Raw genomic sequence first — 20,520 nt, forward strand, 5'->3', positions numbered from 1 at the left:
CGGAGCTGGGGCTAGGGCTAGGGCCGGGGCTGGAGGCAGAGCCGAGGCCGAGGCCGGGACTGGGGCCGGTCACCGGCGCGCCCGCAGTTCTCCCATGAGGCGTTGCGCGCAGGCGGCCGGCGGGATGACCACGCTGGTCACGGCCATGCGGACCACCTCCTCTGGGGTACGCGGGCCCGGAGCGAGCCGGGCCCAGGCGAACTCGGCGGTCAGCGCGAGCCAGGCCAGCCCGGCGGCGGTGCCGAGCGCGGGCAGGCAGCGCGCCGCGGGATGGGCGACGCGCGCCCTGTGCCCGCGCGCGCCGCCCACGGCCGCCGTCAGGACGCACGACAGCAGGCCGAGCGCGGTGGTCAGCGCATGCCGGCGGAGACGGCCGGGAACGTCGTCGACGGCGGCGCGCCACCCCGCTCCGTGCAGCCGCCGCATCAGCGCGTCGTCGGCGTTGCCCCGCTGGGCGCGTACGCTCGCCCAGAACCCGTCGTCGCGCACGGGGTGCAGGGTGACGCGCCGCCCCTTTGCCAGCCCGTATCCGGCCTTGAGCAGCCGCAGTGCGATGTCGGCGTCCTCGCGGTAGGCGCGCGGGAAGCGCTCGTCGAAGCCTCCGACGCGTTCGAGCGCGGACCTGCGGTAGGCCATGTCGGCCGTCACCCAGTCGGCTCCGGTGAGGGCGGCGGTGTTCCGCTCGGCGTCGGTGGGCCGCCGTCTGTCCGGCAGGTCCACGCGCAGGCGTCCCTGCGAGCCCGCGACGTCCTCGGAAAGGTCGGCCAGGTCGGCGACGAGGGCGTCCCGCCAGCCGGGCTGCGGCACGACGTCGTCGTCCAGGAAGGCGATCCACGGCGTGCCGGCGGCCCGCCAGCCCGCGTTCCTGGCGGCGGCGGGTCCACGGCCGCCGGTGCGGAGCACCTCGACGTGGCCGGGCACCTTGAGCGCCGGGCAGAAGCGCGGCCGGTCGTCCACCACGATGGTGGGCAGGTCGGCGTCGAGCGCGGCGAGGACCCGCCGCAGGCTCCGCCGGCCGATGGTGGGAACGACGACTGTGATCATGCGCTGAACACCTCCCCGCGGCGCACCAGGAAGGGCCCGATCGCGAGCAGGTCGACGGGCGCCGAGCCGAAGCACTCCAAGGCGTCGCGCGGATCGTCGACCATGGGACGGCCCGCGGTGTTCAGGCTGGTGTTGACGACGACCGGCAGCCCGGTGCGCGTCTCGAACGCCTCCAGCAGGCCCGCGAGCAGCGGTTCGGCGGCGCGGTCCACGGTCTGGACGCGCGCCGTGCCGTCCACGTGCACGACGGCGGGGATGCGGTCGCGCCATTCGGGGCGCACATCGTGGACGAACAGCATGTACGGGCTCGGCAGCGGTCCGCGGGTGAAGATCTCGTGGGCGCGCTCGGCGAGCACCATGGGGGCGATGGGGCGGAACTGCTCGCGGCCTTTGACGTCGTTGAGGCGCTCGACATTGGCCGGCCGTCCGGGGTGGGCGAGCAGCGAACGGTGCCCGAGGGCACGGGGGCCGTACTCCGATCGGCCCTGGAACCAGGCCACGACGCGGTCGGCGGCCAGCTCGGCGGCGACCGCGTCCGCCAGGTCGGCCGGCCGCCGGTAGGGCACGTTCGCCGAGGTCAGCCAGGCGGCCAGTTCCTCGTCGGTCCATCCTCGGCCGAGATCGAGGCCGGTCATCGGGGCGACCGGTTCGCCGTGCAGGTGCGACAGGTACAGCGCGCCGCCGAGCGCGGTCCCCGCGTCCCCGGCGGCCGGCTGCACCCAGATGTCCTCGAACGGCCCCTCGGTCAGCAGCCGGGTGTTGGCGACGCAGTTCAGCGCCACCCCGCCGGCCATGGTCAGGCGCCGCTCGCCGGTGCGTCCCTGGAGCCATCCGGCGAGCTCCAGCAGCACCTCCTCCAGGCAGGCCTGGACGCTCGCCGCCAGGTCGGCGTGGTCGGTCGTCCAGCCCGCGCCGGCCAGGTGGTCCTGAGGGGTGCGCGCCTTGGCGAAGCCGCTCCAGTCGACCGGCTCGACCCGGAAGCCGCCCTCGCCGGTCGTGTAGATGCGTTCGCGCAGCTCGCCGAGGTGGCGCGGCTCGCCGTAGGAGGCCAGCGCCATGACCTTGTACTCGTCGCAGGAGCGCAGGAAGCCCAGGTGCTCGGTGACCTCCTCGTACATCAGGCCGAGCGAGTGGGGGAGCTGCTGGGTGGCGAGGACGGTCAGCCGGCCGTCCCGGTAGTGGCCCGCCAGGTGGGACACGGCCTCGCCGCGGCCGTCGCACACCAGCACCGCCGAGTCGCGGTACGGGGCCGCCAGGCCGGCGGAGGCGGCGTGGGCGACGTGATGCGGGACGAACCGCACCTGCGCGGTGTCGAGCCCGGGCAGCGCCGTGGCCAGGAACGCCGGGGCGCGGCGCGCGTAGGTGGTGCGCAGCCCTTCCCAGCACACCTCGGCCCTCGGGTCGAGGAGCACCCCCGCGCCGTCGGCGATGCCGGGGCCGACGTCGGCCGCGCGCCGGACGCCGATCCCGAAGCCGGTGGGCGACTGCTGGTCCAGGCGCACCAGCTCGGGGTCGTAGGAGTAGGCGACGCCGTCGAGGTCCTCGGGCCGGAGCCCGGCCTCCCGCAGGCACCACGCGGCGGCCTGCTCGGGGAGTTCCCAGGCGGAGAAGGGCACCGGGCGCTTGCCATGCTTCCGGCGGCTGAACCGCTCTTCCTCCGCGGCCGCGACGACCTCTCCGTCCACGACCAAGGCCGCTGCCGGATCATGGAATATGGCGTTGATCCCCAGAAACCGCATCGGCATACCTCCGTAGGGCCGCGGTGGTCTGGTTACCGAGAGGAGCGGTTGTCAAACACGGCTTTGCGCATACGTCGAGGTAGAAAGGTGTGAATCTTGAACTTCGTCACTTTCTGTAGCGACTATCGCCGTTTGTCGCGCTGTCTCGGACGGACTCGGCGGCACTTCGCGGGAACACTTCCAGGGGCGTCCGTCATGAGGATGCGGCATGGCGAGTTCTACGCGGGCATCGCTACCCGGTCGCGGTGGGCGCCGACCCGGCCGCGTCCCACGCCGGGCCGGCCCGAGCCGGTCAACCCAGGCTGCGCGCGGGAGTGGCGGTGCCGTACACCCGCTTCGCGTGCGACGCGTACGCCCGCGGCCCCATGATGGGCATCAGCAGCCGCGCCACGAGGGGAGCCTCGGCGAGGATGGCCTTGATGACCTCAGGGTCTCCCTCGTACATCGCCATCCCGAAGGCCAGTGGGAGCCGTTTCCTGGGTATCTCGGTCATGCTGTGTTTGCCGAGCTCCTGCCACTCGGAGGCGGTGACGTACTTCTCGGCCAGGGGGAGGATGTGCTCCTCCTCCATGGCCATGTGCTCGACCAGCACGGGCCCGAGCCGGTCCAGGGCGCTCGCCAGCGCCTCGCGCTCTTGCGCCCCCGCGTTACGGCGCCAGGCGGCCACCCCTGCCCTGACCTCGTCGTTCGTCCGGTCGAGTAGCTCGTGCTGGCTCTCCATCAGATGCACGACGGGAGCGATCTCCTCGTTCCCGCGCTCCAGCAGCTTCGGCCACAGCAGAGCGTCCTCTCCGCCATGGTGGGCGTGAAGCATCGCGGAGAGGAGGTCGAGATGGTCGCTGACCGACGCGCATCTCCGCGTGTCGCCCGCCGTGACGCCCCGGACGAGGGCGGGCGCGAGACCGAACTCTCGCCGAAGCGCGATGTGCGCCGCGTACATGTCCCGAACGTCGGCCATCGAACCTTGGACGGATGTCACTTGTCCCCCCGGACTTTCCCGCAGCCGACCGCCACCGCGTACCCCCGGGTGGCCCCCAGGCGCGCCCGGGCCTTCGACTGGTAATTGAACTTTCAATCGAAGTTAGCAGGGTGATATGACAGCCAGGTAAACCCGGGAAATGGCAGAACAGCATCACGGTGACATGGACCCCTGGCGGTCGGACGCCGCTGTCACGATGGTCGTGTTCGCACGCCTTCGCCTCGTGGCGCGGTCGTCAAGGTGAGCATCCCGAGGACGATGGCCGTCAGGGCGGCGAGGAGCGCGCCACCCTGCTCCCCGGCGGTCGCGGCGAAAGCGGTGAGGCCTGCCCCGGCGAACGTGAGCGTGCGCAGGGCGGCCGTCCATCTCCGTACCACCGGACGGATCATCGTCGCCAGCACGGCGGCGAGCAGGCTTCCCCACACGATGGCCGCGACGTACTCGTCACCCGCCTCCATGCGGCTCAGCGCCTGCCGCACCGGCGCAGGCCCCGCGTTGAGCGGGACGATGTCCGGCATCCGGTCGGGGAACAGCAGCCACGCCGCGTCGCCGAGGACGGACACCACCGCGCACCCCACGGCGCCCGCGCAGACCAGGGCAATGAACGCCTGCCCGGTGTCGCCGGTGCGCCGGGCGACCGCGAGCACCGCCACCGACAAGGCGACCGTGAGCGTCAGCACCGGCCAGAGGCCGCGCCCCGGCAGGGCGTCCGCCAGCGGCGGCAGGACGCGTTCGAAGGGGATGAGCAGGAAGCACGCCGTGCCGGCCACCAGACCCGCCGCCGTCCCGTACGCCAGCGCCGCCGGCCTCGCGGCCGACCCGCGGGCGGTGGCCGCCAGCATCACGGTGGTGTACAGCACGAGCATGATCATGCCGAGCGGGATGCGCAGCTCAGGTCGCAGGTACTGGGGACCGCGGGAGTCCATCACGGCGACCAGCAGATACGCCCCCGCCGCGGTGTGACCGGCCGCGCGTACCACCCGGGCCGTCAACGAGCCCGCCACCGGCCCGAACAGTCCCGGCCTGCCGCCCAGCCACGTCAGCGCCGCCAGAACCAGCGTCAGCGTGACGACGAGGGCCCGGGCGCCGGGGTAGACGATGCCCGCGGCCAGCACCGCGGCGACCGCGGCGGCCGTGCCCCCGAGGTGGCCGGCGGTGCGCAGCGCCGAGGGCTGGACGAGCGCCGCCCTGACGCAGCCGAGCGCGAAGTGGAGGCGCGCCGTGCCGCCCTCGATCTGCTGGAGTTCGGCCCGCATGGCCGCACCCCATTCGCGCCGGGCCGAGGGCAGGAGCCATACCGCCAGGGCGAGTGACCACCGCGCCGCGTCACGCGAAGGCCGGCCGTTCACCACGCGCTCCGCAGCTCGCTCCGGACGCGGCTCGCGGGCGCCTCGGCCGCGGCCGAGGCCATCGCAAGGCCCGGGCCGGTGAGCCGGTACAGGTGCCGGGGTGGCCGGCCGGCGGGCGGGTCGGACTCCCACATGGTCTCGAGCATCCCCCGGTCGGAGAGCCGCATGAGGATGGGGTAGAGCGAGCCGGCCTTGAGGCCGACCTGCCGTCCGAGCTCGTAGCCGTAGCGCCACTCGGACGGGGCGGCGGCGAGGGCGGACAGGACCGCGACGGTCTGCGGGGAAGGGCGGCGTGCTCGGGTCACCCGCGCAACTCTATCTATATAGATTTTTGTGGCAAGGTCCTGACCGGATCCGGCCACCAGGCCGCGACGCTCAGGCGTGGCGACGACGCCGCACGGCGATGGTGACGGCCGCCCACGGCAGCCCGCAGGCGGCGGTGATCGCGGCGCACATGGCGAGCGACATCGGGGTCAGGTAGGCCAGGGCGAGGAAGATCAGAGGGATGAGGACAAGACTGTCGAGCACAGGGTGGGCCTTCGACCACGCGCTCACCCGCTCGAAGAACAGCGGCATGAACGTCAGCCCTCCGTACACCACGGCCGCGAGGACGCCGACCGCCAGGCCGTGCTTCTCGGTCAGTCGGGCCGTCAGGTAGACGTCGCCCGGAAGCAGCAACAGCCCGAGCCACCGTGGCGGCCGGCGCCAGTCGACCCCGAGCCACCCCACCCGCGCCGACGCTGCGGACTCCGCAGACGCCGCGGCCGGTGCCGGCGTCGCGGCCTGCACGGCCGGTGCGGTCTGCACGAGCGGCGTCGACGGCGCCGGTCGGTCGGACGTGCTCATGGGGGGCTCCCTCTCGCGTTCCCAGGTGAGCGGGCGGCACGCGGTCCCCTCGCCGTTCCACCCGCACACTCAGTGAAGGCCACCTCCCTTGCAGGCGGCTTTCAGCGCTCTGACCGCGCCTCCGGCCGGCTTGCGGGCTGCTCGGCGCGGAAGCGGGAGTGGGGCGGTCGGCCCCAACGCCTCTGGCAAGGGAGACGACCTCACGCCCCGCCCGCCGGGCGTAGTCGGCGGGCGGGATGGTGGCGGGGCTTACACCAGCCATCTGCGGATCGACTTCGATCCGCACCCGGATCAGCCGGAGGCGGGCTGATCGCGCTTCGCGTGAGGCATAGGAAAGCCTGCGGCTATGCCGGTCGCGGGTGGTGGGGGAGGGAATCCGCGATCAAGGTCAGGGCTGAGGGGACGAGGTTCGCTTCCTCCTGGGTGAGGGAGGGGTCGGAGGCTCGTCTCGTTCCGGCTTCGGCGAGGGGGCCGGTACGCGGGTCGCCGATGTCGAGGGTGTCGCCGAGGGTCGACAGCAGGGAGACGAGCGCCGTACGGGCCGTTTCCGCCCGTGCCGGATCGGCCTCCGGGACGAGCACGACCTGCGCCAGGATCAACGCGGACATGGCCCAGTCCAGCTCCGGAGGGCCTTCGGCCGAGTTGCACCAGTCGATGACGAAGGGGCCGTCCGGGGTCAGCAGCACGTTGTCCGGGTGCAGGTCGAGGTGGAGGACGCGGTCGCCGGGGGCGCTGGAGATCCGCGCCGGGATGGCGTGCAGCCGGTGGAGGAGCCGCCCGAGTGTCGCCCCGGCCTCCTCGGGGGAGATCGTGCCGTTGATCAGGGCCAGCAGCATCGTCGGGCCGGACAGCCGCTGCAGCACCAGATCCGAGGGGGCGCCGACGGGAGTCGCGTGGACGGCCGGCACGGGGTAGCCATGGCCGGCGAGGTAGGTCATGACGGCCGCCTCGGTGGTGGCGTCCGCCCCGGTCCTGTAGCGGCGGAGCACTCGTCCGTCGCCGAGCGCGTACACATCGGCGGTGCGCCCCGAAGCCAGCAGTTGCCTCATCCGCATCAGCAGAACGTACCGACAAGGCGGTCGTTGACGAAGATGCCGGACACGTTGCCTCCGGCGGTCTAAGGGCGGCGGTGCGGCAGGGGGCGGGCGCGGATGGCGAGCAGGGCGCGGTCGTCCTTTTCGCCGTGGGGGGCCCAGGCGGTGGTGGTCTGCTCCAGTCGCCGCACCACGGCCGTCGCCGGCATGCGGGCGCAGGTGGTGAGGGCCGCCTTCAGCCGGTCGGTCCCGTACAGCTCGCGGCCGGTGGGGCCGCCCGGCGCCTCGGTGATGCCGTCGCTGTAGAGCAGGCACAGCTCGCCGGGGGCGAGTTCGACGGTGACGGGGTTGAGGTCGATGCGTTCGAGCACGCCGAGCATGGAACCCTGAGCGGTGACCTCCTCAATGCCGCCGTCCTGGCGCAGGATCAGCGGCTCGGGGTGCCCGGCCACGGCCAGGTCCACCAGGAGGCTTCCCTCGCGGCCGGGACGCAGTCTGGCCAGCACGAGCGTGACATAGGAGTCGGGTGCCGACGAGGCCAGCAGGGTGCGGTTGATCAGCTCGATGAGCCGTTCGGGCCGGCTTTCCAGGAGCAGGAGCGTGCGCAGGCCGTGGCGGATCTGCCCGGCGAGCACGGCGGCGCGGGCGCCCTTGCCGCAGACGTCTCCGAGGATGACCAGCGGCGCGGCCCGCCGTGCGCCCGTGCCGGCCGGGACGTCGGGGAGGCACACGTCGTAGAAGTCGCCGCCGATCAGCCCGGCCTGCTGCGAGGCGCGTAGCGATCCGGCCAGGTCGGCCTGGTCGAGCACGGGCAGCCGCGGCGGGAGCAGGTCCTCGGTCAAGATCGCGTTGGTGGCGCTCTGCTCCTGGTAGAGCATGGCGGCGGCGATGGCGGCGCCGGCCCGGACGGCGAAGTCCTGCACCAGGATCTCGGTGTCCTCGTCGAAGGGCGGCGCGCCCTGCCGGCGGGCGAGCACGAGGACGCCGGCGGGCGCCCCGGTGCCGGGCAGCGGCGTCATCAGCAGGTGCGAGGCCGGTCCGAAGCCGGTGGGCAGAAGCCAGTCCGGCGCCTGGGCGGCGTCGACGCGGCGGCTGGGCGTGGCCGGGTCCCCGTACAGCGCCTCGGTCAGGCCGGGCAGCTCGGCGGCGGTGGCGGACGGCACGCCGCCCTCCTCCACCGCCGGGTCCCCCGCCGTGGCGCGCATCCAGTGGGAGCGGCGATGGTCGGGGGGAAGCATCACCGTGGCGGCGTCGGCGAGGAACGAGGCGGCCAGTTCGGCCACGGTGGCGGCGCAGCGGCGCGCGTCGAGCGAGCCGGACAGCCGGTGGCCGGCCTTGATGAGGAACTCCGTGCGCCGGTTCGCGGGCGAGGCCGAGCGGTTGCCGTCCGAGGATTCGGCGGTGACGTCGGACAGGTACCAGGCCTCGCGGGCGAGGCCGAACGTCTCGCGGCGCACGCGGATCAGCCGGTCGCCGTAGGCGACGCGCCGGCTCTGGCCAGGGGCGCAGCCGGGGTCGAACAGGGCGGCGGCGGCGCCGAACGCGATGAGGACGCCGGGGGCCAGGTCGGGCACGATGCGGCCGGCGGCGGGGTTGGCCATGATGACGCGGTCGTCCGCGTCGCACAGCACGACCGCCTCGCCGGAGGCGTCCAGGAGGGCCTGCAGCAGTTTCGCGTCCAGGGGTCTGGCCGGGCATCGCGGCGGGTCGTTCACCTGCGGGGCGGAGGGTTCGCTGATGGAGCCGGGGATCTCGCCGGCCGGTCGTGCTCGTGACATCACGAGACCTTCCACATCGAGTGCGACCAGCCTACCTGTGGAGCCCTCCCATGAGACCGCTGGTTCTCGGTTTGTGTGGCCTGGCCAGGAGATTCGGGCCGGATCGCGGTGCTCGGCGATACGCCCGGCCGACCTACGGCCGCGGTGATCTCCACCGGCGTGACGGCATCCTGACGAGTCCTTGGGCGACGGCCGCCGCGCCGGCCCCGGGAGTGAGGAAGTGCTCCGGTGAGAGCGTGGCCGGAGGGTCGAGGAGCAGCCGTACGGAACCGGCCAGCAGCACCAGCCAGCCGACGATCGTGACGAGCTGACGGAGCAGGCACGCCATGTGCCCGAGCAGGCCTGACGTCTGCCCGAGCAGGCCGCTCGCGGCCCCGATGACCGTGGAGGCGTCCTCCAGCCTCCGCACCACTCTCGGGCGTCTCGATCTGGCCATGTGGCCCACCTCCCACCAAAGGATCTTTGATCCCTTCGGCGGGCTCGCTAGCGCAAGCAATATCAACTGCCCGGCGCTCCCGCAATGGAAGCCGCGCACACAGAGCAACTCTTCGAAAACGTGTTCGACAGCATTCGGTCCCTTTGCCGTGCGCATCGGGATTCCTGCCTTCGGCGCGCGTGTACCGCGCCTCATGCACGGTCGCCGGGAAGGTCGCCTACCTCGTTTCGAGAGCGGCGGCGCGTTCGCGGATCAGGGGCTCGACGCCGTCCAGGATGCGGTCGAGCCCGAACCCGAAGTGGCCGGCGGGGCTGGTCCCGGGGCCCTCGCCGTCGAACTCGCCGAAGACGCCGGCGTCGAGAAGCTCGGACAGGGCGGGGAAGCGCTCGGTGTCGACCAGGCGAGTGAGGAGCTCCTCATACGCCGGGGACGGGTGCTGCTCTTGGCCGGCCGTGGCCCGCAGGTCGTTCGTGGCGAGTTGTGCGTCCCCGCGGACGTAGTGGGTGACCAGCAGCAGCACCGACATCTTCTCGCGCGGCCGCAGGGCCGTGCCGCCCAGGGCGCGCAGGCCGGCCTCCATCCAGGCCAGCTGGCCCGGATCGAGCGGCGGGGGGCCCATGGCCGTCATCTGCAGGATCCATGGATGCCGGTGGTAGACGCCGACCAGCTCCACGGCCCACCGGCGGAGCTCGCCGCGCCAGTCGGCCGGCGTGGCCGGGATGTCGGGCGGCGGGCCCGGCGCGGCGTCCAGCATGAACATCCGCAGCTCGTCCTTGTTGGCGACGTGCCGGTAGAGCGACATGGTGGCGCAGCCGAGCCGCTCGGCCAGGCGGGCCATGGACAGGGCGGGCAGGCCTTCGGTGTCGGCGATGGCGATGGCGGCGGTCACGATGCGGTCGAGGCTCAGCGCCTGCGCCGGGCCTCTCGTGCGGCGCTCGGCGTGGCGCCCCCACAGGACTTCCAGCGTGCGGGGCAGCTCGCTTCCGCTCTTCTCGCTCATCGGGCGCCATCCTATCTCGATGCGTATTACCTACGCTCTGCGTATTCCATACACATTGCGTATGCCTTACGCTCAGCGTATTGCATACGCAGCGTCCATCCTCGCCGACAGGAGCCCCGTCATGGTCACCACCACGGAGAACCCGCCGCCCTCGCCCGCCCAAGACCCGCAGGCCCCGCCTCGCTCCGGCCCGGCTCGGCGCTGGTGGCGGCGGCCGTGGATGGCGCCCCTCGGCTTCGTCGCCGTCATGTTCCTGGCGTTCTCGGTGCCGCCGTACCTCACCGGCGACCCGGCCGCCTCCCGGGTGCCACAGCCTGCGGGGTTCTCGGCGCACTATCCCCTGCTGGTGGCCCACGTCCTGTTCGCCTCGATCGCGATGATCACCTGTTTCCTGCAGGTGTGGCCGTGGTTCCGGCAGCGGCACCCCGCGGCGCACCGGTACACCGGCCGGGTCTACGTCTTCGGCGGGGTGCTCCCCGCCGGTCTGGCCGGCCTGGTCATCGGGGCGGGGACGCCGTTCGGGCCGGTGATCGCGGTCAGCAACGTGATGCTGGCGCTGCTCTGGCTGTCCTGCACCGTCGCGGGCTACCGGATGGCCCGGCAGCGGCGGTTCGCCGACCACCGGCGGTGGATGCTGCGCAGCTTCGCGCTGACCTTCTCGATCATCACCAACCGCCTCTGGGGCGTCATCCTCTTCATCGCCCTGAGCCCGGCGCTGGAGACGACCTTCAAGGGCGACGAGACCATGTTCACCTGGACGATCGCCGGCCTTGGCGGCTGGCTCGGGTGGACCGTGCCCCTGCTGATCGTCGAGTGGTGGCTGGAGCGCGGCGACGCGGCCGGGCGCCGCGCCCGCGCCCGCACACGTTCCGCCCGGCCGCGCGTGCCGATCTCGTCCAGCTGAGGTGAAGGCCGGCCTCGTACGGGTGAAGTGAAGAGCGGACGGACGTCTCAGGCGGCGACGTGCTCGGTGACCGGGGTGACGGTGGCGTGGCGCCGCTGGGGGAGAGCGCGCGTGCGCTCGCGCACGATCGTCTTGAGCACCCGCCAGCCGTCGCGCAGGGCGTGCAGGTTGCTGGTGCCGTGGATGCGGCAGTGCTCGTGGCTCGGCACCTCGTGGACGGTGAGCCCGGCCTTGGCCGCCCGTACGTTCATCAGCGTCTCGATCTCGAAGCCGTCGCAGTCGAGGGCGAGATCGTCCAGGTGGCGGGCCCAGAAGGCGTTGTATCCGTAGCACAGGTCGGTGTAACGGGTGCCGTACAGCCAGTTGGTCAGCGTGGTCAGCACCGTGTTGCCGAGCGAGCGGGTGACGCTGATGTCGTCGGAGCCGGCGCCCGAGGCGAAACGCGACCCCTTGGCGAAGTCGGCCCCGGCGACCAGCGCCGACACGAAGCGGATGATCTCGCGTCCGTCCGTGGAGCCGTCGGCGTCGATCATGACGATGATGTCGCCGGTCGCGGCGGCGAAGCCCGCGATGAGGGCGTTGCCCTTGCCGCGTCCGGCCTGGGTGACCACGCGAAGTTCGGGGCGCAGTGCCCGGGCGACGGCCACGGTGTCGTCGGTGGACCTGCCGTCGACGAGGATGACCTCGTCGATCCAGCGCGGCAGGGTGGCGAACACGTGGGGCAGGTTCTCCGCTTCGTTCATGGCGGGGACCACCACGCTGATCGTGGCTCCGATGGCGAGGTCGTCGCTGACCGGGGTGTATCTGCCCTGGGGTGCGGTGATCCCGTACGTCGTCATGGGCACATGATGGACCCGGCCGCCTGCAAGCGACTTGACGGTCCCTTGCAAAATCAAGATCATCTGAGGTTTCGGCCTGGTCCAGGCGGGTGGTGCGACGTGCGGCGAAGGCGGGGCGCCGGTTTCGGTCGCGGAGATTGGGGCGGCCAAATCAGGAATGTGTCATTATGTCTTGACCTTTCCCGTATCCGCCGCGCCTGGACTCTTCCCAGCGTCCGCCGCGCCGTCCTCACGCCGCGCTGACGGCCCACCCTCTACGGTCGAACGGTGCTCAACACGTCAGGACCCGCCGGACCACCGGCGGCATCCCCGCTGAGGGGCGAAAGCACCGTGCTCGGCCCACGGCTCATCAGGGCCGAGATCCTCGTCGTCTTGGCGGTGTCGCTCGGGGCCAGCGCACTGCGCTCGCTGGTCTCGCTGATCGGCTCGCTCACCGCGCCGGCGGACCTCAAGGTGCAGCACGCGGTGCTCGTCGGCACGATGGCGCCCGGCCGCCCGTGGCTGGACCTGTCGCTTCAGCTCACCGACATCGTGATCACCCTGGCTCCCGTCGCGCTGGTCGCCTACCTGCTCGTCCGGTCCGGCGAGTCCGCGCGCACCATCGGCGCCGACCTGCGCGAGCCGGGACGCGACCTGCTGCGCGGAGCGCTGCTCGCGGCCGTGGTGGGCGGCACCGGGCTGGCGTTCTACCTGATGGCGTTCCGCGCGGGCGTCAACCTGGACGTCGTGCCCGACCGGCTTCCCGACGCCTGGTGGCGGGTGCCGGTCCTGCTGCTCGCCGCCGCGCAGAACGGCGTCCTCGAAGAGGTGATCGTCAGCGGCTACCTGCTGCACCGCCTGGACGCGCTGGGCTGGCGGCCCTGGCGCGCGGTCCACCTCTCGGCGGCGATCCGCGGCTCCTACCACCTGTACCAGGGCTTCGGTGGCTTCGTCGGCAACGTCGCCATGGGCCTGCTGTTCGGACGCCTGTACCAGCGCTGGGGCCGGACGATGCCGCTGGTCGTCGCGCACACGCTCATCGACGTGGTCGCCTTCGTCGGGTACGGCCTGCTCCGCGGACGCGTGGCATGGCTCCCGTGAGCGCCCGTGCCGCTCGCTTCGCTCGTGCCGGTCGTGGTGCTCGCGCCGGTCGTGCCGCGGTGTCACCGCCGTCGCCGATCGCGGTGGCTTGACCGGGGGACGGGATGGTGTCGATCGATGGATTCATGGGGATTGATAGGTCAGCGAGTCATCACCCGTACATGCCCGGGAGGCGGCACTGAGCGCGCGTGAGATGGTCGCCGTGGCCGGGGTCGCCATAGTGCTCGTCTCTTTGGCGGCCCAGACCGGAAAGCACGACACCGCGCGCGTCGTCCAGCGGGCGAGCCCGCTGGAGAATCCCAACGGCACCAAGCCCGGCCTGGTCGCCATCACCTCGCGCATGGACCGCGCGGCGGCGCTCGACCTCGTCAGGCAGGTGCGCGTCGGCCGCCAGGGTTCCAAGCGGGGCTACACGCGCGAGCGCTTCGGCGAGAACTGGGCGGACAACGCGCGGGGGGTGCCGTACGCGCGCAACGGCTGCCGCACCCGTGACGACCTGCTCGCCCGGGACGGCGAAGAGGTGGCCTACCGCGACGGGTCCCGCTGCGTCGTCGTGGCGATGAAACTGCGGGACCCCTACACCGGTAAGGTGATCAAGTGGCGCAAGCGTGACGCCGACCGCGTGCAGGTCGACCACGTGGTGCCGCTGTCGTACGAGTGGCGGATGGGCGCCTCCCGCTGGACCATGGCCAAGCGGGTGCGCATCGCCAACGACCCGCTCAACCTCATCCCGGTCTACGGTCCGGCCAACGAGGACAAGGGCGGGGCGGGCCCGGCGTCCTGGCTGCCTCCCGTACGGAAGGTTCGCTGCGCGTACGTCGCACGGTTCGCGCAGGTTGCGGTGAAATACGACCTGCCGGTCACCAGGGCGGACAAGTCGGCGATGCTGGCGCAGTGCCGATGACCGGCCATGGCTCGCCGGCCTCAGTGAGCCGGTCAGCCGTCGCCGCACGCTGACCGGCCGTGTTCCGATCGATACCGCGTCGCGCGGCCATGTCCGATCGGTGCCGCGCTGACCGGCCGTGGCCGATCAGTGTCGCATTGAGCGGCCGTGGCCGATCAGTGTCGCGCGCCGACCGGCTGACGGTGCTGCTCGGGCGCCATCGGCATCTGCTCCGGACGGTGAGCATGCGGCGCCGGCGTTCCCGCGCCCTGCGTGCCGTTGATGAGGGCGCGCACCGCGGCTTCGAGCTCCTCGATGGTGTCGGCCTCGGCGAGCTGGGAGCCCGGCTGCGCGGCCCCTCGCGGCATGGCCCAGAAACGCTGGGTGTGCTCTCCGTACCAGACGGCCCACCCGGGCAGCCGTGCCGCCAGTTCGCGCGCGGCGGTCTTGCCGTCGGTGACCTCGTTCGCCATTACGACCCTCTTCCCGTGGTTCACCCGTCATCGTCAGCCGGAACGGTCACCATCTACGGAGCGACTCCGGCGAGCTTCCTCGCCGGGTTCGGCCCCTTTACGGACGGTCGGTCGGCCGACTCGAACCCGACCGGACTGCCCGCGATCACGCCGCGAAAACCCCCGGGTCCCACCGTACGTGAGAAAAGCCGTTTTTGGCCGCGAACCGGCTCGTAAACCTCGGCTCCACGTCCGTCCCGTGCCCAGGCCGGCGCGACCGGTGTACCCGTACCGACCCCTATGACCCCGATTGCTGGGGTTCCCCCCGTCTCGGACTCCCGCTCATCATGAGTGCAATCGACGATCTCAGGAGTGCCGATGAGAACCGCGCACCGGACCTGTCCCCTCTGCGACGCCGTCTGCGGCCTGCGGCTCACGCTCGACGACACCGGTCGCGTCACGTCGGTCAAGGGTGACCCGGACGACCCGTTCTCCAAGGGGTTCATCTGCCCCAAGGGCGCGAGCCTCGGCCACCTGGACGAGGATCCCGACCGGCTCCGCGTGCCCCTGGTGCGCAAGCAGGACGACGAATGGCACGAGGTCTCCTGGCAGGAGGCGTTCGAGACCGTCGAGCGGGGACTCAAGGGCGTCATCGACCGGCACGGCCGTGACGCGGTCGCCCTCTACCTCGGCAACCCCACGTTCCACACCATGGGCGGCATCCTGTACCGGGGAGCGCTGGGCCAGGCCCTCGGCACCCGCAACGTGTACTCCGCCAGCACCATCGACCAGATGCCCAAGCACGTCGCCTGCGGATACCTGTTCGGCGACCCGCTGGCCATCTCGGTGCCCGACGTCGACCGCACCGACTATCTGCTCGTGCTCGGCGCCAACCCGGTGGAGTCCAACGGCTCGCTGTGCAGCGCCCCCGACTTCCCTGGCCGGCTCAAGGCGCTGCGCCGGCGCGGCGGCAAGCTCCTGGTCGTCGACCCGCGCCGCACCCGTACCGCGGCCGTCGCCGACGAGCACCTGCCCGTCCGCCCCGGCACCGACGCCTTCCTGCTGTTCGGCATCGTCCACACCCTGCTCGCCGAGGACCTCACGACGATCGGCCTCGACGTCGCGGGGCTGGACGACCTGAGGCGGCTGGCCGACGACTTCACCCCCGACGTCGTCTCCCGCGTGTGCGGCGTGCCCGCCGAGAGCATCGCGCGGCTCGCGCGCGAGCTGGCCGCGGCGCCCACGGCCGCCGTCTACTCCCGCATCGGCGGCTGCACGGTCGAGTTCGGCACGGCGACGCAGTGGCTCGTCGATGTGATCAACATCCTGACCGGCAACTTCGACCGTCCCGGCGGCGTCATGTTCACCCGCACCGCCACCATGGACCTCGGCCGCACCGGCGAGCCGTACACCACCGGGCGCTGGCACAGCCGCGTGCGCGGTCTGCCCGAGTCCCTCGGTGAATTGCCGGTGGCCACCCTCGCCGACGAGATCGAGACCCCCGGCGAAGGCCAGGTCAGGGCACTGGTGGCGGTGGCCGGCAACCCGGTGCTGTCCGCGCCGGGCGGCCCCCGCCTGGACCGCGCCCTGGACGACCTCGACTTCATGGTCTGCGTGGACCCGTACCTGAACGAGACGACCAGGCACGCGAACGTCATCCTGCCTCCGCCGCGCATCCTGCAGATGCCGCACTACGACTTCCTGCTGCTGTCGGTCGCGGTGCGCAACTACACCCGGTTCTCCCCGGCCATCCTGCCGCTGGAGCCCGGCCAGCTGTCCGAGGCCGAGATCATGTCCCGGCTGACGCTCATCGCCTCCGGCCAGGGCACCGACGCCGACCCCTCGGCCCTGACCGAGATGATGCTCGACCAGATCCTCGGCGGCGCGACGCAGGCGCCGGGTTCCCCGTTCGAGGGCAGGGAAGTGGCGGAGGTGCGCGCCTCGCTGATCGGCGACAGCGGCCCTGAGCTGCTGCTGGACCTCTTCCTGCGGCTCGGCACGCACGGCCTGTCGCTCGCCGACCTGCTGGAGAACCCGCACGGCATCGACCTCGGGCCGCTCACACCCCGGCTGCCGGAGCTGCTGTGCACCGAGTCGGGCCGGGTCGAGCTGGCCCCGCCGCGGCTGGCCGAGGAGGCGGGACGGCTGCGCGAGCGGCTGGCCGCGCCCGCCCCCGAGCTGCTGCTGATCGGGCGGCGGCAGCTGCGCTCCAACAACAGCTGGCTGCACAACGTGCCGACGCTGGTCGGCGGGAGCAACCAGTGCACCCTGCACGTCCACCCGGACGACGTGGCGAGGCTCGGTCTCGGCGAGCTGGCGGTCATCCGGTCGGCGAACGGCGAGCTCGTCGTGCCGGTCGAGCCGAACGACGCCATCATGCCGGGCGTCGTGAGCCTGCCGCACGGATGGGGGCACGCCGGCACCACGCAGCGCGTCGCCGCCGAGCACCCGGGCGTCAACGCCAACGCCCTCACGGACGAGTCGGTGATCGACGTGCCGTCGGGCAACGCGGTCTTCAACGGCGTCCCTGTGACGCTGGCGCCCTACGAGGAGCCGGCGCTCACCGGGTCGTTCCCGGTGCCCTCCACCGCCGCCGTCTGACCCGTGCCGGCGTCCGCGGACGCCCGCAGGCGAAAGTGCAGCCTGATCGAGGTGCCCGCGGGCCGGCGGTGGATGCGCACGAGGTCGGCCAGCTCGTTCACGATGAGGATGCCGCGCCCGCGGGTGGCGCCCGCCGCCGGCGGTATGCGCCCGGTCAGCGGGTCGCCGATGTGCCCGTTGTCGTCGAGCTGGCAGGCCAGCACGCCGTCCTCGGCCCACACCGTCACCGTGGCGGGCCCGGTGGTGTACTCGGCGGTGTTGGTGGCCAGCTCGTTCATCGCCAGCAGCAGCTCGGTGATGCGGTCGCCGTTCAGTCCCTCCGCCATGGCGCGCACCGTGAGGAAGTCGCGCACCCCCGGCAGCGCGGCGACACCCGTGAAGGCGTACCGGTCGGCGGCGTCCGGTGGTGCGGGCAACGGCCAGTCGAACGCCATGGCCGTCGCGACCGGGTCGCCGTAGGCGGCGCTCGACCAGGTGCCGCCCGTGTCCTCAAGGATGGGGTGGGTGCGTTCGGCGTCCGCGAGCGCCGAGGCCGGGAGCGCCGAGGCGTCGTACGGGCAGAGGATCGCCGCGTCCCGGCCGGTGAACACGGCGTTGATCAGCGCCTCGTGCGCGACGCACGCCGGGTACTCGATGGCGCTGCGGCCCTGCCATATCGGCTCGCCGATGATCCACACGCGGCGGCCGGGATGGGCGCCGGCGAAGGCCAGCAGCACCGACGGGATGATGCGTCCCGGGTTGCGCCCGGCTTCGGCCATGTCGGCGAAGGCGACCGCGTCGGCGTCGGCGTCGCCGCCCAGCCCGGCGCGGATCAGCTCGCCGCTGCGGCCGGGCACGGCGACCAGGGCGGGTTCCCGGCGGGCCAGCGCCCGGCGGACGAACGCGGCGCAGCCCGCCGTGTACTGGGCCTCGTCACGGTAGAACAGGCCGATGTGCTCGAAGGGGTCTTCCGCGGCGCCGGTCGGCACGGGTGTCGGCTCGGTCATGCGACCACTCCTGCGCGGGGCTCGCCGCCCAACAATCTCATGAGTTTCACCAGGGACAGGGAGCAACCGGTGATGCGAACCTCCGGCGGGGCGGTGTTGGCCGCGCTCATCAGCAGCCTGGCGGCGGCCGCGTCGGCGAAACGCAGCCCGGCCACATCGAGGGTCACCGGGGCGTCCGCGCGGGACATGTCGTCGATGAGGTCGGCCAAGGTGGCGGCCAGCGCGTCGCGGTTGGAGGCGTCGGCCTCGCCGATCAGCCGAAGCCCCGGCGGCTCGCCGGTGCGTTCCATGCGCAGCAGGGGCCGCCAGTTCCAGACGGCGGTCGGGTCGACCGTGGACGGGTGCGCGGCCGAGAGGCGCACGAGGCTTCCCGGGTCGAACAGCCGCCGGTCGTACAGGCACATCGCCATGGCGTAGCCGTCGGCGAAGATGCGGTTGACCTGTGCCTCGTACCAGTGGAGCCGCTCGGCGCCCACGTCCGGCGCGCCGGCCCACGTCATGTCGCCGATCAGCCGCAGGGCGGAGTAGCCGCCGCGGCGCGCCATGGCGATCTCGCGCTGCCAGGTGTCCAGCACCGCCACGGGGTCGAAGATGCCGGTGGTGAGGTAGCCGTTCTCGGGATGTCCCACCTTGAGCTGCCCGATGCGGGTCAGATGCCGTGTGTCCACGCCGTTGTCCCGCAGCTCGCGCAACAGGGTGTCCGGGGGAGAGTCGGCGAAGTAGATGATCTTCTGGCCGGCGCGCACGCCGGCTTTCACATAGCCGGTCACGGCGGCCACCCGCTGGTCCTCGCGGTCGAACGTCCAGCACACGTGGTCACCTGGACGCAGACGCTCTATCACCGATGGGTCCATAGACCCCCTCATCTCTGGTGACCGCCGACCGGCCCGACGTCGTACCGGGCCGAGCGCTGATCGCCGCAGTGCCCGGTCAACCCGACTACCGGGCCGAATCCAGGCTACCAGCCGCATATCAACCGTCGTAGTGGCGAAAATGCAGATCATTGCCCCTTCGCGCCCCGGTTTCCGGCCCAGAGAATTCGCCCATCGGAGATCATTCGCGGGGGCTCGCCGAACGGGAAAACGGGCCCGAGCAGCGCCGGCGCGCCCGCCCGCGAGCGGCCGAGCTCCGCACGAGCATCACCTGCACGGCGATGGCGGCCACGGCGGCGATCGAGGACAAGGTGACGATCGCCGGCGGGTACCAGGCCGGCCCCGAGTGCAGAACCTCCGGGAAGGGCTCGCCGCCCGCTCCGCTGAGGATGAAGGGGGACGCCGCCGACGCCGCCACGAGCAGGAGCAGGTAGGCCGGCCAGGCCACGCCGTGCGCGACGAGAAGGGGCGCGCTCAGCCCGGTCCGCCACGCGATCGCGGCCAGGACCAGCATGACCGCGCCGGCGGCGGCGAACAGGGCGGCGTACGTCCAGGCGGCCCCCGTGACCGGTCCTATGTAGGAGTCGCCCGCGCCCGCGTACTCCGCCGCGCGCGGGCCGGATGCGATCTCACGGGCGGCACGGCCCGCCTCGCCGATCGCGACGAAGTTCAGCACCGCGACGATCGCGCCGGCCAGCGGCAGCTGCAACATGATGACCTGCGCCGCCCACGGCGCCGGCGTGGTACGCCGGCCCGTGGTCGCAGGTCGGGCCAGCGTGAAGACGGTCACGACGTAGGCCATGGCCGCGGCCCCGAGCACCGCGGCGTGAGCCGGGGCGTACCAGCCGTGCATCGCGTTCTCCAGCAGGTCGCCGGCCTCGGACGAGCGCCCGGCCCAAAGCTCCGTCGTCAGGTCCGTGAGGGCGACGAACGCCAGCCCTGCCAGGTACGGCGGGGTGAGCGCGCCGAAGAGCATCAGTCCGGCGGCCGTCGCCCGGGGCGAGGCGCGCCAGAGCAGGACGCAGACGCCGGTGAACAGTCCGGTGGCGAGCAGGAAGAAGTACAGGACGGGCCGGGTGTCCGCGGTGGCCTGCTCCGCGTACCGCGCCAGCTCGTCCCGCGTCCCCTCGGCGAGCCGCCTCGTCCCGGCGGCGTCGATGACGTCCAGGGTCCGCAGGACGTGGTCCGCGGCCGACCGGATCGCGGTGCGGTCGAGCAGGTATACGACGGCGCCCGACACCGCGACCTGCGCTGGAATCGCCGCCGCCCAGGCTCTCCGGCTCCTTGCCGACTCATCCGCGGGCATGCCCCGGAGGCTTCCAGCGCGTCGGTAAATCCCGCGTAAGCGTTACACGAGGGGCCGCGGAAGAGTCTGGCAGGAGGAGACACCGGAGGACCTGCCCGGCGAGCTCGGCCGGTGCGCGGCCGGTGCGCGGCCGAATGGCGGAAGGCCACCCGCGGTGATCGCAGGTGGCCTTCGAACCGGGTCAGGATGGCCGGACGCCGAGCCGGTGGAGTCGATCAGGGACCGCTGCCACCGGCCACGGCGACCTGACCCTCAGGATGCGGTGGGTTTAGAAGAGGTAGCGGTACTGGCCCCAGTCGTAGTCGCCGCGGGTGCCTTCGCCGACGCGGATGCGGAAGTCGTCGAAGCCGCCCTTGCGGAACTTGCCGGAGAAGTGGGAGACGCCGTAGCGG

At 72.4% G+C, this 20,520-nt stretch carries 19 protein-coding genes; 4 read left to right on the forward strand and 15 right to left on the reverse strand.

Features of this window, described 5'->3' with window-relative positions:
• Nucleotides 1–69: 69 nt before the first annotated feature.
• The 10 genes from ACFO60_RS24585 to ACFO60_RS24630 all read right to left on the reverse strand — a co-directional run bounded on the left by ACFO60_RS24585 (nt 70) and on the right by ACFO60_RS24630 (nt 10,205).
• Complete coding sequence (locus ACFO60_RS24585) at nt 70–1,044, reverse strand: glycosyltransferase family 2 protein (RefSeq protein ID WP_380843889.1); 975 nt, start codon at nt 1,042–1,044, stop codon at nt 70–72.
• The gene (locus ACFO60_RS24590; protein WP_380843891.1) at nt 1,041–2,783 is read right to left on the reverse strand and encodes a carbamoyltransferase family protein; all 1,743 of its coding nucleotides are present in this window, start codon (nt 2,781–2,783) and stop codon (nt 1,041–1,043) included. The genes ACFO60_RS24585 and ACFO60_RS24590 overlap by 4 nt, the downstream gene beginning before the upstream one ends.
• A gap of 292 nt (nt 2,784–3,075) precedes the next feature.
• Nucleotides 3,076–3,741: a hemerythrin domain-containing protein gene (locus tag ACFO60_RS24595; protein ID WP_380843893.1), complete on the reverse strand. Its 666-nt coding sequence runs from the start codon at nt 3,739–3,741 to the stop codon at nt 3,076–3,078.
• Between the two features lie 212 nt (nt 3,742–3,953).
• Nucleotides 3,954–5,111, reverse strand: a complete 1,158-nt coding sequence (locus ACFO60_RS24600; protein WP_380843895.1) for a hypothetical protein — start codon at nt 5,109–5,111, stop codon at nt 3,954–3,956.
• The gene (locus ACFO60_RS24605) at nt 5,108–5,416 is read right to left on the reverse strand and encodes a helix-turn-helix transcriptional regulator (protein WP_380843897.1); all 309 of its coding nucleotides are present in this window, start codon (nt 5,414–5,416) and stop codon (nt 5,108–5,110) included. The genes ACFO60_RS24600 and ACFO60_RS24605 overlap by 4 nt, the downstream gene beginning before the upstream one ends.
• A gap of 70 nt (nt 5,417–5,486) precedes the next feature.
• Entirely contained in the window at nt 5,487–5,957 is a 471-nt protein-coding gene (locus tag ACFO60_RS24610; protein ID WP_380843899.1) for a hypothetical protein, read from the reverse strand.
• 344 nt (nt 5,958–6,301) lie between these two features.
• Nucleotides 6,302–7,012 (reverse strand): phosphotransferase, encoded by a 711-nt coding sequence (locus ACFO60_RS24615; RefSeq protein ID WP_380843901.1) that lies wholly within the window; start codon nt 7,010–7,012, stop codon nt 6,302–6,304.
• Nucleotides 7,013–7,074: 62 nt separating this feature from the next.
• A complete protein-coding gene (locus ACFO60_RS24620) occupies nt 7,075–8,769 on the reverse strand; it encodes a SpoIIE family protein phosphatase (RefSeq protein ID WP_380843903.1) in 1,695 nt (564 codons plus the stop codon).
• 133 nt (nt 8,770–8,902) lie between these two features.
• Nucleotides 8,903–9,205, reverse strand: coding sequence for a hypothetical protein (locus tag ACFO60_RS24625; protein ID WP_380843905.1), 303 nt, complete (start codon nt 9,203–9,205; stop codon nt 8,903–8,905).
• 217 nt (nt 9,206–9,422) lie between these two features.
• A complete protein-coding gene (locus ACFO60_RS24630; RefSeq protein ID WP_380843907.1) occupies nt 9,423–10,205 on the reverse strand; it encodes a TetR/AcrR family transcriptional regulator in 783 nt (260 codons plus the stop codon).
• Nucleotides 10,206–10,326: 121 nt separating this feature from the next.
• Between ACFO60_RS24630 and ACFO60_RS24635 the strand changes: the two genes are divergently transcribed.
• Entirely contained in the window at nt 10,327–11,109 is a 783-nt protein-coding gene (locus ACFO60_RS24635) for a DUF2306 domain-containing protein (protein WP_380843909.1), read from the forward strand.
• A gap of 47 nt (nt 11,110–11,156) precedes the next feature.
• Here ACFO60_RS24635 and ACFO60_RS24640 read toward each other — a convergent pair whose 3' ends face one another.
• Nucleotides 11,157–11,948 (reverse strand): glycosyltransferase family 2 protein, encoded by a 792-nt coding sequence (locus ACFO60_RS24640; protein ID WP_380843911.1) that lies wholly within the window; start codon nt 11,946–11,948, stop codon nt 11,157–11,159.
• A 330-nt stretch (nt 11,949–12,278) separates the two neighbouring features.
• Here ACFO60_RS24640 and ACFO60_RS24645 point away from each other — a divergent pair, with 330 nt between their 5' ends.
• Nucleotides 12,279–13,028 carry a CPBP family intramembrane glutamic endopeptidase gene (locus ACFO60_RS24645; protein WP_380843913.1) on the forward strand — a complete coding sequence of 250 codons (750 nt, stop codon included), beginning with the start codon at nt 12,279–12,281 and terminating at the stop codon, nt 13,026–13,028.
• Nucleotides 13,029–13,221: 193 nt separating this feature from the next.
• Nucleotides 13,222–13,932: an HNH endonuclease family protein gene (locus tag ACFO60_RS24650; RefSeq protein WP_380843915.1), complete on the forward strand. Its 711-nt coding sequence runs from the start codon at nt 13,222–13,224 to the stop codon at nt 13,930–13,932.
• A gap of 155 nt (nt 13,933–14,087) precedes the next feature.
• Here the strand turns inward: ACFO60_RS24650 and ACFO60_RS24655 are convergent, their stop codons facing one another.
• Complete coding sequence (locus ACFO60_RS24655) at nt 14,088–14,384, reverse strand: hypothetical protein (RefSeq protein WP_380843917.1); 297 nt, start codon at nt 14,382–14,384, stop codon at nt 14,088–14,090.
• Between the two features lie 357 nt (nt 14,385–14,741).
• Here ACFO60_RS24655 and ACFO60_RS24660 point away from each other — a divergent pair, with 357 nt between their 5' ends.
• Nucleotides 14,742–16,964 carry a molybdopterin oxidoreductase family protein gene (locus tag ACFO60_RS24660; RefSeq protein WP_380843919.1) on the forward strand — a complete coding sequence of 741 codons (2,223 nt, stop codon included), beginning with the start codon at nt 14,742–14,744 and terminating at the stop codon, nt 16,962–16,964.
• Here the strand turns inward: ACFO60_RS24660 and ACFO60_RS24665 are convergent.
• The 3 genes from ACFO60_RS24665 to ACFO60_RS24675 all read right to left on the reverse strand — a co-directional run bounded on the left by ACFO60_RS24665 (nt 16,907) and on the right by ACFO60_RS24675 (nt 20,128).
• Nucleotides 16,907–17,950: an anti-sigma factor RsbA family regulatory protein gene (locus tag ACFO60_RS24665; protein ID WP_380843921.1), complete on the reverse strand. Its 1,044-nt coding sequence runs from the start codon at nt 17,948–17,950 to the stop codon at nt 16,907–16,909. The two genes, ACFO60_RS24660 and ACFO60_RS24665, sit on opposite strands and share 58 nt — an antisense overlap.
• Entirely contained in the window at nt 17,947–18,792 is an 846-nt protein-coding gene (locus ACFO60_RS24670; RefSeq protein WP_380843925.1) for an MEDS domain-containing protein, read from the reverse strand. Before ACFO60_RS24670 ends, ACFO60_RS24665 begins: the two co-directional genes overlap by 4 nt.
• 211 nt (nt 18,793–19,003) lie before the next feature.
• Entirely contained in the window at nt 19,004–20,128 is a 1,125-nt protein-coding gene (locus ACFO60_RS24675; RefSeq protein WP_380843927.1) for a hypothetical protein, read from the reverse strand.
• Between the last annotated feature and the right edge of the window lie 392 nt (nt 20,129–20,520).

It is taken from the genome of Sphaerisporangium dianthi, assembly GCF_042654065.1.
Lineage (GTDB): Bacteria > Actinomycetota > Actinomycetes > Streptosporangiales > Streptosporangiaceae > Sphaerisporangium > Sphaerisporangium dianthi.

Bases quoted from the DNA above. Each gene is read 5' to 3' on its own strand.
- ACFO60_RS24585 (WP_380843889.1), bottom strand. From the start codon at position 1,044: ATGATCACAGTCGTCGTTCCCACCATCGGCCGGCGGAGCCTGCGGCGG.
- ACFO60_RS24590 (WP_380843891.1), bottom strand. From the start codon at position 2,783: ATGCGGTTTCTGGGGATCAACGCCATATTCCATGATCCGGCAGCGGCC.
- ACFO60_RS24595 (WP_380843893.1), bottom strand. From the start codon at position 3,741: ATGGCCGACGTTCGGGACATGTACGCGGCGCACATCGCGCTTCGGCGA.
- ACFO60_RS24610 (WP_380843899.1), bottom strand. From the start codon at position 5,957: ATGAGCACGTCCGACCGACCGGCGCCGTCGACGCCGCTCGTGCAGACC.
- ACFO60_RS24615 (WP_380843901.1), bottom strand. From the start codon at position 7,012: ATGCGGATGAGGCAACTGCTGGCTTCGGGGCGCACCGCCGATGTGTAC.
- ACFO60_RS24620 (WP_380843903.1), bottom strand. From the start codon at position 8,769: ATGTCACGAGCACGACCGGCCGGCGAGATCCCCGGCTCCATCAGCGAA.
- ACFO60_RS24625 (WP_380843905.1), bottom strand. From the start codon at position 9,205: ATGGCCAGATCGAGACGCCCGAGAGTGGTGCGGAGGCTGGAGGACGCC.
- ACFO60_RS24630 (WP_380843907.1), bottom strand. From the start codon at position 10,205: ATGAGCGAGAAGAGCGGAAGCGAGCTGCCCCGCACGCTGGAAGTCCTG.
- ACFO60_RS24635 (WP_380843909.1), top strand. From the start codon at position 10,327: ATGGTCACCACCACGGAGAACCCGCCGCCCTCGCCCGCCCAAGACCCG.
- ACFO60_RS24640 (WP_380843911.1), bottom strand. From the start codon at position 11,948: ATGACGACGTACGGGATCACCGCACCCCAGGGCAGATACACCCCGGTC.
- ACFO60_RS24650 (WP_380843915.1), top strand. From the start codon at position 13,222: ATGGTCGCCGTGGCCGGGGTCGCCATAGTGCTCGTCTCTTTGGCGGCC.
- ACFO60_RS24655 (WP_380843917.1), bottom strand. From the start codon at position 14,384: ATGGCGAACGAGGTCACCGACGGCAAGACCGCCGCGCGCGAACTGGCG.
- ACFO60_RS24660 (WP_380843919.1), top strand. From the start codon at position 14,742: ATGAGAACCGCGCACCGGACCTGTCCCCTCTGCGACGCCGTCTGCGGC.
- ACFO60_RS24665 (WP_380843921.1), bottom strand. From the start codon at position 17,950: ATGACCGAGCCGACACCCGTGCCGACCGGCGCCGCGGAAGACCCCTTC.
- ACFO60_RS24675 (WP_380843927.1), bottom strand. From the start codon at position 20,128: ATGCCCGCGGATGAGTCGGCAAGGAGCCGGAGAGCCTGGGCGGCGGCG.